This is a genomic window from Streptomyces sp. NPDC015661, from assembly GCF_043077765.1.
Lineage (GTDB): Bacteria > Actinomycetota > Actinomycetes > Streptomycetales > Streptomycetaceae > Streptomyces.
The window spans coordinates 134,990-148,338 of the sequence record NZ_JBIBST010000007.1 but is presented as its reverse complement, the minus strand read 5'-3'; the positions used below and the strand labels follow the sequence as shown (position 1 = coordinate 148,338).

Sequence of the window (13,349 nt, the reverse complement as noted above, 5' to 3'; positions counted from 1 at the left end):
GTGTCGGACCCTCCGAACGGAGGCGAGCGGCGGTGTCATGGACGGCATGACCTCCCGTCCGCCCGGGCCGCGCCGGACCGCCGTGCCCGCACTCCGCCCGCCCGCCTTCACCGGACGTCTCCACGACGCGCGCACGGCGACCGCCGTCGGCCGGTGGCTCGGCGCGGCCTTCGCCGTCTGCTTCGCGACCGGCCTCGTCAGCCACTACCTCCAGCACCCGCCGGACTGGCTCGCGGACCACCTGCCGCCCCGGCCGGTGTGGGGCTACCGGCTCACCCAGGGGCTGCACGTCGCCACCGGCCTCGCGGCGATCGTGCTGCTCCTGGTGAAGCTGTGGACGGTGTACCCGCGGCTGTTCGTGTGGCCGCCGGTGCGGTCCCTGCGGCACGCGCTGGAGAGGCTGTCCGTCGCGGTCCTGGTCGCCTCGGCCGTCTTCCAGGTGCTGACCGGGCTGCTCAACATCGTCGAGTGGTACCCCTGGCCCTTCTCCTTCGTGCCCGTGCACTTCGCCGTCGCCTGGGTCGTGACCGGCTCGATCCTGCTGCACATCGCGGTCAAGGCCCCCGAGATCGCCGCCCATTGGGGCAGACGCTCGGAAGGGACGCGCGCGCTGCCCGCCGAGGACGTCCGGGACCGCCGTTCCCTGCTCCTCGGCGCGGGGGCCGCCGTCGGGGTGGTCACCCTGACGACCGTGGGGCAGTCCTTCACGCCCCTCAAGGCGTTCGACCTGCTCGCGCCCCGGCATCCGGACGAGGGCCCGCAAGGGCTGCCCGTGAACCGGACCGCCGCCGCTGCCGGCGTGGCCGCCGCGAGCCTGCGGGCCTGGCGCCTCGAGGTCGCCGGACCCCGTCCGTACACCCTCACCCTCGCCGAGCTGCGGGCGATGCCCCGGACCACGGCGCGTCTGCCGATCGCCTGCGTCGAAGGCTGGAGCGTCGAGGCCCACTGGGAAGGCGTACGGGTACGGGACCTGGTGGAGCGGGCGGGCGGACGGCCGGGCCGGGACGCCGTGCGCGTCACCTCCCTGGAGGTGAGCGGTGCCTACCGGGTGATGGAGATGGGAGCGGAGTACGCCGAGGATCCACTCACCCTCCTCGCCCTCGCCCTCAACGGGCGGACGCTCTCCCTCGACCACGGCTTCCCGGCCCGGATCATCGCCCCCGACCGGCCCGGGGTGCTGCAGACCAAATGGGTCCACCGCCTGGAGGTGCTGTGAGGACGGCGAGCGTGCTCCGGTACGGGGCCGGTGCCCTGGGGCTCGCCCTGATCGGCATCGGCGCGTGGCGCGTGGCCGAGCAGCGGGACCCGCTGGGCGTACTGGTGTGGCTCGGCGGGGCGCTCGTCCTGCACGACGCGATCCTCGCCCCGCTGGTCCTCGCCGTCGGACTGCTGCTCGTCGGGCGCTCCGACCGGGGCGTGCTGCGCGGGGCGCTGGTCGTGGCGGGAAGCCTGGTGCTCGTCACGCTCCCACTGCTGGTCCGGCCGGGAGAGCCGCCGAACCCCTCCGCCCTGCCGCTGCCGTACGGACGGAACCTCGTGCTCGTCCTCGCCGCGGTGGCCGTCGTGGCCGCGGCGGTGATCCTCGTACGGCGGCGACGGCGGCGTCCTCAGCGGGGCACCGGAGACGGCTGACGGGTGAGGGTCACGAACCGACGGCCCCACAGGTCCCACCGCTCGGACACCGCCCAGCCCGCGACGGCCGCGTGCGCGGTCAGCGCGCGCACGCCGACGCGGGCCCAGGGGAACGGCGCGCCCCGCCCTCCCCGGCCGTCGTCCACCCGTACCTCGCACCGCTCGTCGACGTCCAGGGGCACGCATTCCGCGATCACCCGGCCGGAACGGGACACGACCTGCCGCAGCCGGCGCAGCAGAGCGGCCGGATCCCCGCCGATTCCGACGTTCCCGTCGATGAGCAGGACCGTGTCCCAGCGGCCCTCCCCGGGCAGCGGGTCGAAGACCGAGCGGCACAGGGCCGAAGCGCCGAGCCGGACGGCACGGGCGACCGCCTCCGGACTGACGTCGACGCCGAGAGCGCGGCGCCCTTCGGCGGCGAGTGCGGCGACGAGCCGCCCCGGACCGCAGCCGACGTCGAGGACGGTGCCCCGGCAGCGGTCCAGGACGGAGCGGTCCGCCCGGTCGGGCGCCTCGCACCAGCGCTCGACCTCCAGAGGCAGGAGCCATCCGTCGTCACGGCGCAGGAACAGCGGGCCGCGCCCGGTGCGCAGGGCGTCGTCGTACGGTCCGGCCAGCCAGGCCGTCGTCGCGGTCACGCGCCCGCTCCCGCCGGCGTCGCGGTCAGGGCGGAGTGCAGGGCGGCGAAACGGCTCCCGGGCGTCTCGGCCGCCACGAGACGTGCGTCCTCGGCGGTGTCCACGTCCCGCAGGACGGGCAGGGTGCCGATCCGGAGTCCGGCCGCGCGCAGCCGCTCGTACTGGACGGCGCCGGTGTCGGGGCGCGACATCGGGACGCCGAGCAGGAGACCGGGATCGGGGGAGGCGAGGCCGAGGGCCCAGAAGCCGCCGTCCGCGGCGGGCCCGAACCAGGCGTCGTACGTGTCCCGGCACAGGGCCGGGGCGAGCAGGGCGGGGGTGACCTGCGGGGTGTCCATGCCGATGAGCAGCGCCGGACCGTCACAGGCGGCGAACGCGGCGGCGAGCCGTGCGTCGAGCCCGCCCGACGCCTGGGGTACGACGTCGAAGCCCGCCGGGAGCCAGGCACCGGGCCTCCCGTCGAGCACCAGCACGTGCCGGTCCGCCGGGACGCGGGCGGCGGCGGCGAGCGTGTCGGCGAGGGCCGCCTCGGCGAGGGCGGCGGCCTCCTCGGGGGCGAACGGGGGAGTGAGCCGGGTCTTGACCCGCCCGGGCACGGGTTGCTTCGCGATGACGAGGAGGGTGGTCACGGGCGCCCACCGCCGACCGGCGCCGGCTCGTCCAGCACACGGCGCATGTCGTGCACGGCCTGCCAGGTGCCCTTCCAGGTGCCGGTGACCTTGGACCGGCCCGAACGGGGGAGGTAGGGCACGTCCACCTCCCGTACCCGCCAGCCGGCGTCGGAGGCCCGGACGACCATCTGCAGCGGGTAGCCGCTGCGCCGGTCGGACAGGCCGAGACCGAGGAGCGCCTCGCGCCGTGCGACCCGCATGGGCCCCAGGTCGCGCAGCCGCAGTCCGGTGCGGCGGCGCAGCAGCCGGGACAGCGCGAGGTTCCCGGCCCGGGCGTGGGCCGGCCAGGCGCCGCGCCCGGTGGGGCGGCGACGGCCCAGGACGAGGTCGGCGGAGCCGTCGGCGACGGGACGCAGGAGGCCCGGCAGCAGGCCGGGGTCGAGGGAGGCGTCGCAGTCGCAGAAGCAGACGAACTCGGCTTCGGCGGCGAGCAGTCCGGCATGGCAGGCCGCGCCGAAGCCGCGCCGGGACTCGTGCACGACGGTGGCCCCGAGGCCGGCCGCGAGTGCGGCGGAACCGTCGGTGGAGCCGTTGTCGACGACGATCGGCCGCCATCCGGCGGGGATACGGGCCAGCACCCACGGCAGGGCCTCGGCCTCGTCGAGACACGGAAGGACGACATCTACGGTCATGGTGGTCACGGCTCTCACCGTAGGAATCCCGGAGCGCCCGGGGGGCGTGGAAGTCCTTACGAAACGCGGACGGCGTGCCGCGTCCGCCCATGTGGCCGTGGCCGCCGCGCGGGGACGGATGCGAGGCTGTCCGCCATGAGCGAGCGCGGCGCCCCCGGGAGCGGGGGCAGGATCCTGGTGGTGGACGACGATCCGACGGTCGCCGAGGTCGTCACCGGCTACCTGGAACGGGCCGGCTTCTCCGTCGAGCAGGCGGCCGACGGCCTCGACGCCTTGCACAGGGCCGGGACGCGGTGGCCCGACCTCGTCGTCCTCGACCTGATGCTGCCCGGTCTCGACGGCCTCGAGGTGTGCCGTCGGCTGCGGAGCGCGGGACCCGTGCCGGTGATCATGCTGACCGCGCGCGGCGACGAGGAGCACCGCGTCACGGGGCTCGAAGTGGGCGCGGACGACTACGTCACGAAGCCGTTCAGCCCACGCGAACTCGTCCTGCGTGTCGCATCCGTGCTGCGCCGCGCTCGCGCGGCGGCGCCGGACGCGCCCCGGGCCGTGCTGCGCGCCGGTGACCTGACCGTCGACCCCGCCCATCGCAGGGCCACCCGCGCCGGCGCGGAACTCGCGCTCACCCTGCGGGAGTTCGACCTCCTGGCGTACTTCGTGGAGCACCCCGGCACGGTGCACGGCCGGGAGGATCTGATGCGCCGGGTGTGGGGCTGGGACTTCGGCGACCTCTCCACCGTGACCGTCCACGTCCGCCGCCTGCGCGCCAAGATCGAGGACGACCCGGCCCGGCCGACCCTGATCCAGACCGTGTGGGGCGTCGGCTACCGCTTCGAGCCGGAGGGCACCGAAGGATGAAGGACGTCCTGCTCATCGCCGCGTTCGCGCTGGCCGGAGCCGCCTTGGCCGGACTCGGCGGAGCGGTCGTGCTCCGCCTCGTCCGCCACCGCTCGGTCGCGGTCTCCCTGGCCGTGGTGGCCGCCGTGACGGTGTCGGCGATGCTCGCCGGCACGCTCGCCGTCGCCCGGGCGATGTTCCTGTCCGCGCACGACCTGTGGGTGGTGACCGTCGTGGTCGCCATGGCGGCCCTGGTCTCCCTGTGCACCGCCCTCGTCCTGGGGCGGTGGGTCGTGGACCGCAGCCGCGCGCTGGCCCGGGCCGCCCGTGACTTCGGCGACGGGGGCAGCTTCTCCGCGCCCCACGGCGCCGCCACCGCCGAACTCGCCGCGCTCACCCGCGAACTGGCCGCCACGAGCGCCAAGCTCGACGCCTCCCGCAGGCGTGAACGTTCGCTGGAGGCGTCCCGTCGGGAGCTCGTCGCCTGGATCTCCCACGACCTGCGCACCCCGCTCGCCGGACTGCGGGCGATGGCGGAGGCCCTGGAGGACGGCATGGCGGCCGACCCCGCCCGCTACCACCGCCAGATCCGCGCCGAGGTCGAGCGCCTCACCGCCATGGTCACGGACCTCTTCGAACTCTCCCGCATCCATGCCGGCACGCTGGCCCTCAGCCCCAGCCGCATGTCCGTGTACGACCTCGTCGGCGACGCGCTGAGCGGAGCCGACCCGCTCGCCCGCGAGCACGGCGTACGCCTGGTGGGGGAGGAGGTCGCGGCCGTCCCGGTCGAGGTGGACGGCAAGGAGATGACCCGCGTCCTCGCCAACCTCCTCGTCAACGCCATCCGCCACACCCCGGCCGACGGCACGATCGCGGTGGCCGCCGAACGCCGGGACGGTGCCGTTGTCGTGTCCGTCACGGACGGCTGCGGCGGCATTCCGGACGAGGACCTGCCCCGGGTCTTCGACACCGGCTGGCGCGGCACCGAGGCCCGCACCCCGCCGGCCGGGGCCGGTCTCGGCCTCGCCATCGTCCGCGGCATCGTCGAGGCCCACGCGGGCCGCGCCGAGGTGCGGAACGTGCCGGGTGGCTGCCGCTTCGAGGTCACCCTGCCCGCGGCAGCCGGCTGACGGTCGCTATCCGCCGACAGCCGCCGAGGCCCGCTGTCCGGCGTGGGCGAACTCCGCCATGCCCTCCGCGAAGCCGACGTCCGGGCGCCAGCCGAGGTCATGTCGCAGCCGCGACGATTCCGCGGTGATGTGCCGTACGTCCCCGAGCCGGAACTCACCCGTCACCACCGGCCGCGGGCCGCCGTGGGCCAGGGCCAGCGCCGTCGCCATCGCGCCCACGGTGTGCGGGTCGCCGCTGCCGGTGTTGTACGGGGTGAGGGTGCCGGCCGGCAGTGCGGCGGCGGCCTCGAGGACCAGCACATTGGCCGCCGCCACGTCCCGTACGTGGACGAAGTCCCGGCGCTGGCCGCCGTCCTCGAAGACGCGAGGGGCCTCGCCGCGGGCGAGCGCCGAGCGGAAGAGGGAGGCCACCCCGGCGTACGGGGTGTCCCGGGGCATCCCCGGCCCGTAGACGTTGTGGTAGCGCAGCGAGACCGCCGTTCCGTCGACCGCACGGGCCCACGCCGCCGCCAGATGCTCCTGGGCGAGCTTCGTCGTGGCGTACACGTTGCGGGGGTCGGCCGGCGCGTCCTCCCCGACCAGGCCGGGCGCGAGCTCGGACCCGCACGCGGGGCAACGCGGTTCGAAGCACCCCGCCTCCAGGTCCTCACGGCGACGGGGGCCGGGCCGGACGGCGCCGTGACGGGGGCACTCGTACCGTCCCTCCCCGTACACCACCATCGACCCGGCGAGAACGAGCCGCCGCACACCGACCTCCGCCATCGCCGCGAGCAGCACCGCCGTCCCGAGATCGTTGCAGCCCACGTACGCCGGGGCGTCGGCGAAGTCCTTGCCGAGGCCGACCATGGCCGCCTGGTGGCAGACCGCGTCGACGCCGTGCAGTGCCGCCCGTACGCCCGCCGCCTCGCGGACGTCCGCGTGCAGGAACTCGGCGTCGGGCAGGTCCGGGGCGGTGGGGTGCGCGCCGGGCAGCAGTGCGTCCAGCACGACGGGCTCGTGGCCGGCCCGGCGGAGCGAGGTGACGATGTGCGAGCCGATGAAGCCGGCTCCTCCTGTGACGAGTACGCGCATGGGCGCGACGCTACGGACCGCGGGCGGGTTCCGGAGCGGCCCGCGCCGGGCCGTAAGACTTCCGTCATTCCGATGGGGCAGGTGCCCATCGGGTCGCGCCCGGGAGGACGACCCCCGTCACCTCGCCTCCGGCCCGAACCGTTCCTTGTACGCGGACGGAGTGATGCCGGTCTCGCGGCGCATCAGCATGCGCAGATGGGCAGCGGTGCCGAGACCGCTGCGTCGCGCGACGATCTCGAAGCGGTGCTCGCCCCGCTCGATCAACCGGCATGCCAGGGAGAGCCGTTCCCCCGTGAGCCACGCCAGCGGTGTCGTCCCCAGCTGCGCGCGGAAGCGGCGATGCAGGGTCGCCGGACTGACCGTCGCACGTGCCGCGAGGTCGGAGACCGTCAGCGGCGAGTCCAGCCGTTCCTGGGCCCAGGCCAGCACCGGCGCCAGGGATTCGTCCGGCAGGTCGGGCATGGGCCGCTCCACGAACTGCCGCTGCCCGCCGTCCCGGTGGGCCGCGAAGACCAGCCGTCGGCTCACGGAGTTGGCGACCTCCGCGCCGTGGTCGCGGCGGACCACGTGCAGCCCCAGGTCGAGTGCGGCGGCGCTCCCGGCGGCGGTGAGGATGTCGCCGTCGTCCACGAACAGCACGTCCGATTCGAGGTGGACGGAGGGGAAGCGGGCGCGGAAGGAGTCCGCCCACTGCCAGTGCGCGGTGGCCCGGCGGCCGTCGAGGACCCCGGCCTCGGCCAGGGTGAAGGCGCCGCTGCAGAAGCCGACCAGGCGCGCACCGCGTGCGTGCGCCCGGCGGACGGCATCGAGCACGGCGGGACGGCGGGGCACCTCGACGTCCGGGCGGTTGGGGACGATCAGGGTGTCCGCCGCGTCGGCCGCTTCCAGACCGGCGACTCCCGTGAGCGTGAAGAACCCGTCCCGCATCAGGGTGCGGGGCTCGGGGGAGCAGAGCCTGAAGTCGTAGAGATCACGACCGATCTCCGGTCTGCGCAGACCGAAGACCTCGGTCGCGCAGCCGAGCTCGAAGGGGTTCGAGTTCTCGTCCACGATCACGACGACCCGGTGCACGCCCGGCGCCCGAACGGCCTGAGAGGATTCTTTCGCCATGTGCGATTCCTAGCACTCACGCCGACGGTGCGAAACGGTCCACGATGAGCCCATGAGCAACGAACCCCTCTCCCTCGCCAAGGCCCTGGCCTCCTTCGACGCCCTGTGGAGCCCCCGCATCGTCACGCGCGTCAACGACTACGACGTCCGCGTCGCCAAGGTCGAGGGCGAACACATCTGGCACGTGCACGACGACACCGACGAGTTCTTCCTGGTGCTCGACGGAGAGCTGCACATCTCCCTGCGCGAGCCCGACGGCGAGCGGACCGTCCTGCTCCCGCGGGGCGCGGTCTTCACCGTCCCCCGCGGCACCGAGCACAAGCCGTCCGCGCCGTCCGGCGCCGCGATCCTCATGTTCGAGCCCACCGGGACGCCGACCGTGGGCGACCGCCACGGCGAGATCCCGGACCACGTGGACGCGACGACCGGGCACGCACTCGACGTCTGAGGCGACGGGCGCGGGGCACGGGTGAAGACCCGCCCCGCAAATGTGGAGGAGCTCGGGGAAGTCCGTGAGTCTTCCGTCGGCGAATCGCGCACGGAATCGGGTGGGAGGGGCTGCCGCATCGAACCTACGCACCAGTAAACCCATCCTGACCAGTGGAAACGTGGATCTGCCCGGCTGGGCGCAGGGCCGGTGGTGCGTTCGAACAACAGGGGTATGGTCTGCCGCGTTCGCCTGACCGGGTGAACGAGGAGGGCGAGAAGACCGACCGCGGACGTTCGAGGCGAGGCAGACCGATGGAAGTTCCGGCCACCGCTTCGGCCGCCGGCGACCGGGCCGACGGGGGAGTGGACAACGGAGGCTGGTTCGGGCGAAGCCCGGGCACGCCGACGGCGCCCCCCGCACCCCCGAACGGCCCTGGGCCCGGCCCCCGCTCCGCACCGCCGAGCGGCTCCGGGCCCGGCCCCCGCTCCGTACCGCCGAGCGGCTCCGGGCCCGGCCCCCGCTCCGCACCGCCGAGCGGCTCCGGGCCCGGCCCCCGCTCCGCACCGCCGAGCGGCCCCGAGCGCGAGCCCGCGCCCCGCTCCGTACCGCCGCAGCGGGTCCACCGGGCGCCGGCCGGCGTGGACACCGACCCGTCCGTCACCCCCGGCACGTCCGACACTTCCGGCACGTCCGACGCGGCGCTGCTGCGCCGGACTATGGCCGAGATCGAGCCGATCGCCGACACCGTCACCTCGTACTTCTACGCGCTGCTCTTCCTCCGCCACCCCGCCCTGCGGGCGCTCTTCCCCGCGGCCATGGACGTCCAGCGCGACCGGCTCTTCACCGCCCTCCTCACCGCCGCGACCCACGCGGACGACCCCGTCACCCTGACCGCGTACCTGACCGCGCTCGGCCGGGGCCACCGCAAGTACGGGACCCGGCCCGAGCACTATCCGGCCGTCGGCGAGGCCCTGATCGGCGCCCTGGCCCGTTACGCGCCGTCGACCTGGGGGCCCAGGACCGAAGCCGCGTGGGTCGGGGCCTACACGACCGTCTCCCAGATCATGATCGACGCGGCGACCGCGGACGAGCTGCGCGCGCCCGCCTGGTGGCAGGCGGAGGTGGTCGCCCATGAGATGCGGACGAAGGACGTCGCGGTCGTCACGGTCCGGCCCGACCAGCCGTACCCCTTCCTCGCCGGGCAGTACACCGCCCTGGAGACCCCCTGGTGGCCGCGGGTGTGGCGGCCCTACTCCTTCGCCTCGGCCCCGCGCTCCGACGGCCTGCTCTCCTTCCACGTCAAGGCCGTGCCGGCGGGCTGGGTCTCCAACGCGCTCGTCCACCGCGCCCGTCCCGGAGACGTCCTCCGGCTCGGTGCCCCCACCGGCTCCATGACGGTCGACCACACCACCGACAGCGGGCTGCTCTGCCTCGGCGGCGGTACCGGGATCGCGCCCATCAAGGCCCTGGTGGAGGACGTGGTGCAGCACGGCCGGCACCGCTCCGTGGACGTGTTCTACGGCGCCCGCCGCAACGACGACCTGTACGACTTCGACACGATGCTGCGGCTGCAGCAGTCGCACTCCTGGCTCTCGGTCAGGCCGGTCGTCGACGACGGTCCCGCCGGCCTCTCGGGCGGGCTCCCGGAGGCGGTGCGCGAGTACGGCTCGTGGCAGACCCACGACGTGTACCTGTCCGGCCCGCCCGGCATGATCCGACGCGGCGTCGACACCCTGCTCGGCATGGGTGTCCCCTCGCGTCGCATACGGCACGACTCCATCGAGGGACTGGTCGGGGCGACGGCATGAGTACTTTCGAACAGACGACGACTCCCCTGCGCACCACCCGCCCGGGCAGCGACGGTGAACACCAGGTCCAGCGGCGCATGGGCACCGCGGAGCGCGCCGACCGCTTCTACGCCGAGCAGGTCCTCGACCGGCTCAACCCGCGGATGCGGGAGTTCGTGACCCGGCAGGAGATGTTCTTCCTCGCCACCGCCGACCGGCACGGCGAGTGCGACAACACCTTCCGTGCCGGCCCGCCCGGTTTCCTGCACGTCCTGGACGACGTGACGCTCGCCTACCCCGAGTACCGGGGCAACGGCATCCACGCCAGCCTGGGCAACATCGAGGAGAACCCGCATGTCGGGGTTCTCCTGGTGGACTTCCTGCGCGACCGCATCGGACTCCACGTCAACGGCCGGGCCGCGATCGTGGCCGACGAGGACATGCGCCGTGCCCACAGCACGCTCGCGGTGGACCCGGTGCCCGGCCGGCGGGCCCTCGTCTGGGTGGTGATCACGGTCGAGGAGGCGTACATCCACTGCGCCAAGCACATCCCGCACCTGCAGAGGATCCCCGCGGGCGGCGCCGGCCGCTCCTGGGGAACGGACGACCTGAAGCGCAAGGGCGGCGACTTCTTCGGAGCGGCCGCCGACGCACCGGCACGGGGCCCCTTCCTGCCGCCGCCCCGCGCGAACGCGGCGACCTGGCGCGCCGAAGCGGAACGGGCCCTGGCGAGGGCGGCGCGGCGAGACCCCGACGCGGGTACGCGCGGCACCGGGGCACAGAACTTCAGCGGCTGGTTCCACAGGAGCACCCCGTCCTGACCGAGGTCCGCGGCGTCCGCGCCCGCATCCCCTCCGGGTCAGGTGCGGGGGCGTACGGACCCGGAGTCCTCCGTCGTGCCGGCCTCCCTTTCCCGGGCCCGCTCGGCGAGGTCCGGTGCGGAGTTCCTGTTTCCCGCCCCCAGCCGCCAGGTCGAGTACAGCCCCGACAGCGCGATGGTCACGGCGGCCAGGGACTCGGGCGAGGTCCCGAGCGCCACCAGGGCGACGCCGGTGGCCAGCACGGCCACCAGGGCGGCGAAGTCGTAGCCGTAGGAGCGGGGCGACGGACGCATGACGATGAACTCCCGTTGTGGTGCGAGGTGATGGAGGAGTCCAGCCTGCAAGGGGGCCGATCGGTAACGGTATAGTTCTCTCGCTCCATCGGAGAAAACCTCGATCTGGAGAGAAAAGGGGATCGCGTGCGACAGCGCTCACCGGAACGAGGCGGACGCCCTCCTGCCGCTCCGCGTGGCTCGTCCGACGCGGAGAACGAGCTGGTCCTGTTTCTGCGCCGGCTCCGTGTGGACGCCGGCCTCACGGTGGAGCAGGTGCACCTCCGGCTTCCCGACGTGATCGGCGGGATCGGAAAACCGGCCCCGTCGACCCTCCACAAGCGTCTGGGCGGCACCAACCTTCGGAACAGCGGGAGTCTTGTCGAAGCCGTGATCCAGGTCTGTGTCGCGGATCCGGACGAGGCCGAGGCGGCCAGGGAAACGGCCAAGTCCCTGGTGAAGACGGCATGGCCGCAGCCGGCTCCGGGCGGTACCGCGCCCGGGCGGGGTGAGGGCGCCGACGACTGCGCGGCCCATCTCCTCAAGCTGGTCAAGGTGCAGGAGCGGCTGTTGGAGACCGCCGCCGAACTCGCGACGGTGCTCCGGGCCAAGGAGGAGGCCGAATCCGCACTCGCCGCATGGCGCGGGGCCGGCCACGCCGAACTGGCCGACCTGCGCCGCACGCTCGGGGACGTCACCGCGGAGCGGGACGCGGCACGCCGGGCCGCCGAGGCGGCGCAGCGGAGGATCGCGGTTCTCGAGGGACGGCTCGCCGCCGGCGGGGCGCCGCCGCATGCCGCTCCCACCGGCGGCGCGGCGCGGCCCGCGCCGGACTCGGCACGGCCCACCGCCGCGGGAGACGGTGAAGTGGAGGCGGTTCGAAGGGAGTTGCTGCGTCTGGACCCGCGAGGGCGGCGCATGACCGCCGTGCTCGCGGAGACCCTTGAGCGACTGCTCGACGGAGAGCACACGGGGCGGTACCACTGGGACAGCCTCGGCAAGGCCGAGAAGACGATGACGGGACAGCTGGTCGAGAACCTCTTCCTGCACGACTTCCGTTTCGAGCGAGGCCGCAGGCTCGACTTCGTGATCGCGGGGACCGAGGTCGACATGAAGGTGTCGACCGGTACGAACTGGATGATCCCGCCCGAGGCGGTCGGCGGTCTCTGCCTCCTGGTCGGCCTCGACCACCGGAGGAACCGCTGGAGTCTTGGGCTGATCGGGGTGAGCGAAGACCTTCTCGCGCGGGGATCGAACAAGGACGGCAAGAGGTCGATCAGCGTGGAGGGCCGCCGGGCGATCACCTGGATCCAGCGGGACGTCCCCCTGCCCGTCAGTGCGCTAGCCCTGCTGCCCGGTGAGGACGCGACCGCGATCCTCGCGGACCCGAGCGGGCAGCAGCGCGTGAACGAGTTGTTCCGCCGGGTGCAGCACCGGCTCCTGAGGCGTACGGACGTCGTCACGGTCGCGCGGCAGGCGGACGCGCCGAAGAGGGTCCGCGAGGCGAGGAGAGCGCTGGCGGCCGAGGGTGTGCTCGTCCTGGGTCATCAGTCCGTACACGCCGAGCCGGCCCGGGACCTCGGGCTGCCGGTGCCCGAGCAGGGCACGTGGGTCAGTGCCCGGCTGGTGCCCGCCGAGGAAGGGAGCCGGGCCCGGACGATCCTCCTGGGCGGGACGCGGTGGCGGCTGGCCCACGCCGGTGACGCCCCGCATCCCCTGCCGGAGACGTAGCCGGTGACGGTGATCCGATGACGCTCGATTCCGTCGCCATCGCACGCGAATCGAGCGTCGAGGGCTGTTGTCGGGAGTGAAATGGTTGTACGGTCGATCCATGGGCGAGTTTGAGCGAGCAGCCATGGACGAGATCGACCGGGCCATCCTTCAGGAGCTCCAGACCGACGGGCGGATCCCCTACGCCGAGCTGGGGCCCAAGGTGGGTCTGTCGCCGTCGGCGGCCCGGCAGCGGTTGCAGCGGCTGATCGACGGCAAGGTGGTCCAGGTCGTGGGCGTCACCGACCCGGTGGCCATGGGCCGGCAGGCGATGGCCCTCCTCGGGGTCCGCGTCGACGGCGATCCGCGGGCGGTGGCCGACGAGCTCTCGCGCCACCAGGAGGTCGTCTACACCGTGCTCACCTCCGGCACCTTCGACATGTTCGTCGAGGTGGTCTGCCGTCGCCCGTCCGAGCTCCTCGACTTCGTCAACGACGTCGTGCGTCCCGTCGAGGGCGTCACGGCCGTCGAGAGCTTCCCCTACTTCGGGATCCACACCCACCGGTTCCTCTGGGACGTCGGCTGACGGACCCCGTCGCCCCGGACGT

General features: G+C 74.0%; 15 protein-coding genes. 9 read left to right on the top strand and 6 right to left on the bottom strand.

Annotated elements, in window-relative coordinates:
- The first annotated feature begins 46 nt into the window (after positions 1–46).
- Together ACF07V_RS20135 and ACF07V_RS20130 are read left to right on the top strand one after the other, a co-directional pair.
- On the top strand, positions 47–1,216 hold the full coding sequence (locus tag ACF07V_RS20135) for a molybdopterin-dependent oxidoreductase (protein WP_392155890.1): 1,170 nt from the start codon (positions 47–49) through the stop codon (positions 1,214–1,216).
- Complete coding sequence (locus ACF07V_RS20130) at positions 1,213–1,632, top strand: hypothetical protein (RefSeq protein ID WP_392155889.1); 420 nt, start codon at positions 1,213–1,215, stop codon at positions 1,630–1,632. Before ACF07V_RS20135 ends, ACF07V_RS20130 begins: the two co-directional genes overlap by 4 nt.
- Here the strand turns inward: ACF07V_RS20130 and ACF07V_RS20125 are convergent.
- Genes ACF07V_RS20125 through ACF07V_RS20115 form a run of 3 tightly spaced genes read right to left on the bottom strand, consistent with a single transcriptional unit; the run spans position 1,608 to position 3,573 of the window.
- Positions 1,608–2,270, bottom strand: coding sequence for a class I SAM-dependent methyltransferase (locus tag ACF07V_RS20125; protein WP_392155887.1), 663 nt, complete (start codon positions 2,268–2,270; stop codon positions 1,608–1,610). The two genes, ACF07V_RS20130 and ACF07V_RS20125, sit on opposite strands and share 25 nt — an antisense overlap.
- Entirely contained in the window at positions 2,267–2,899 is a 633-nt protein-coding gene (locus ACF07V_RS20120) for a DUF2064 domain-containing protein (protein WP_392155885.1), read from the bottom strand. Before ACF07V_RS20120 ends, ACF07V_RS20125 begins: the two co-directional genes overlap by 4 nt.
- Positions 2,896–3,573 (bottom strand): glycosyltransferase family 2 protein, encoded by a 678-nt coding sequence (locus tag ACF07V_RS20115; protein ID WP_392156409.1) that lies wholly within the window; start codon positions 3,571–3,573, stop codon positions 2,896–2,898. Before ACF07V_RS20115 ends, ACF07V_RS20120 begins: the two co-directional genes overlap by 4 nt.
- Before the next feature lie 135 nt (positions 3,574–3,708).
- On the opposite strand from ACF07V_RS20115, the gene ACF07V_RS20110 reads away from it, so the two are divergent.
- Positions 3,709–4,431 carry a response regulator transcription factor gene (locus ACF07V_RS20110; RefSeq protein WP_392155884.1) on the top strand — a complete coding sequence of 241 codons (723 nt, stop codon included), beginning with the start codon at positions 3,709–3,711 and terminating at the stop codon, positions 4,429–4,431.
- The gene (locus ACF07V_RS20105) at positions 4,428–5,540 is read left to right on the top strand and encodes a sensor histidine kinase (RefSeq protein WP_392155883.1); all 1,113 of its coding nucleotides are present in this window, start codon (positions 4,428–4,430) and stop codon (positions 5,538–5,540) included. Before ACF07V_RS20110 ends, ACF07V_RS20105 begins: the two co-directional genes overlap by 4 nt.
- A 6-nt stretch (positions 5,541–5,546) precedes the next feature.
- Here ACF07V_RS20105 and ACF07V_RS20100 read toward each other — a convergent pair whose 3' ends face one another.
- Entirely contained in the window at positions 5,547–6,611 is a 1,065-nt protein-coding gene (locus ACF07V_RS20100; protein ID WP_392155882.1) for an NAD-dependent epimerase/dehydratase family protein, read from the bottom strand.
- 117 nt (positions 6,612–6,728) lie between these two features.
- Positions 6,729–7,721 carry a GlxA family transcriptional regulator gene (locus tag ACF07V_RS20095; RefSeq protein WP_392155881.1) on the bottom strand — a complete coding sequence of 331 codons (993 nt, stop codon included), beginning with the start codon at positions 7,719–7,721 and terminating at the stop codon, positions 6,729–6,731.
- A gap of 52 nt (positions 7,722–7,773) precedes the next feature.
- On the opposite strand from ACF07V_RS20095, the gene ACF07V_RS20090 reads away from it, so the two are divergent.
- From ACF07V_RS20090 to ACF07V_RS20080, 3 genes are all read left to right on the top strand, one after another.
- Entirely contained in the window at positions 7,774–8,169 is a 396-nt protein-coding gene (locus ACF07V_RS20090) for a cupin domain-containing protein (protein ID WP_392155880.1), read from the top strand.
- Positions 8,170–8,462: 293 nt separating this feature from the next.
- Positions 8,463–9,959: a globin domain-containing protein gene (locus ACF07V_RS20085; protein WP_392155879.1), complete on the top strand. Its 1,497-nt coding sequence runs from the start codon at positions 8,463–8,465 to the stop codon at positions 9,957–9,959.
- Positions 9,956–10,759, top strand: a complete 804-nt coding sequence (locus ACF07V_RS20080) for a pyridoxamine 5'-phosphate oxidase family protein (protein ID WP_392155877.1) — start codon at positions 9,956–9,958, stop codon at positions 10,757–10,759. The genes ACF07V_RS20085 and ACF07V_RS20080 overlap by 4 nt, the downstream gene beginning before the upstream one ends.
- 38 nt (positions 10,760–10,797) lie before the next feature.
- Here the strand turns inward: ACF07V_RS20080 and ACF07V_RS20075 are convergent, their stop codons facing one another.
- Entirely contained in the window at positions 10,798–11,052 is a 255-nt protein-coding gene (locus ACF07V_RS20075) for a hypothetical protein (protein ID WP_392155875.1), read from the bottom strand.
- A gap of 126 nt (positions 11,053–11,178) precedes the next feature.
- Between ACF07V_RS20075 and ACF07V_RS20070 the strand changes: the two genes are divergently transcribed.
- A complete protein-coding gene (locus tag ACF07V_RS20070; protein ID WP_392155873.1) occupies positions 11,179–12,762 on the top strand; it encodes a NaeI family type II restriction endonuclease in 1,584 nt (527 codons plus the stop codon).
- Positions 12,763–12,886: 124 nt separating this feature from the next.
- Positions 12,887–13,327: an Lrp/AsnC family transcriptional regulator gene (locus ACF07V_RS20065; protein WP_392156407.1), complete on the top strand. Its 441-nt coding sequence runs from the start codon at positions 12,887–12,889 to the stop codon at positions 13,325–13,327.
- The last annotated feature ends 22 nt before the right edge of the window (positions 13,328–13,349 follow it).

Coding starts and splice junctions, on each gene's coding strand:
- ACF07V_RS20135 (WP_392155890.1), top strand. CDS start 47: ATGACCTCCCGTCCGCCCGGGCCGCGCCGGACCGCCGTGCCCGCACTC.
- ACF07V_RS20115 (WP_392156409.1), bottom strand. CDS start 3,573: ATGACCGTAGATGTCGTCCTTCCGTGTCTCGACGAGGCCGAGGCCCTG.
- ACF07V_RS20110 (WP_392155884.1), top strand. CDS start 3,709: ATGAGCGAGCGCGGCGCCCCCGGGAGCGGGGGCAGGATCCTGGTGGTG.
- ACF07V_RS20105 (WP_392155883.1), top strand. CDS start 4,428: ATGAAGGACGTCCTGCTCATCGCCGCGTTCGCGCTGGCCGGAGCCGCC.
- ACF07V_RS20100 (WP_392155882.1), bottom strand. CDS start 6,611: ATGCGCGTACTCGTCACAGGAGGAGCCGGCTTCATCGGCTCGCACATC.
- ACF07V_RS20095 (WP_392155881.1), bottom strand. CDS start 7,721: ATGGCGAAAGAATCCTCTCAGGCCGTTCGGGCGCCGGGCGTGCACCGG.
- ACF07V_RS20090 (WP_392155880.1), top strand. CDS start 7,774: ATGAGCAACGAACCCCTCTCCCTCGCCAAGGCCCTGGCCTCCTTCGAC.
- ACF07V_RS20085 (WP_392155879.1), top strand. CDS start 8,463: ATGGAAGTTCCGGCCACCGCTTCGGCCGCCGGCGACCGGGCCGACGGG.
- ACF07V_RS20080 (WP_392155877.1), top strand. CDS start 9,956: ATGAGTACTTTCGAACAGACGACGACTCCCCTGCGCACCACCCGCCCG.
- ACF07V_RS20075 (WP_392155875.1), bottom strand. CDS start 11,052: ATGCGTCCGTCGCCCCGCTCCTACGGCTACGACTTCGCCGCCCTGGTG.
- ACF07V_RS20065 (WP_392156407.1), top strand. CDS start 12,887: ATGGACGAGATCGACCGGGCCATCCTTCAGGAGCTCCAGACCGACGGG.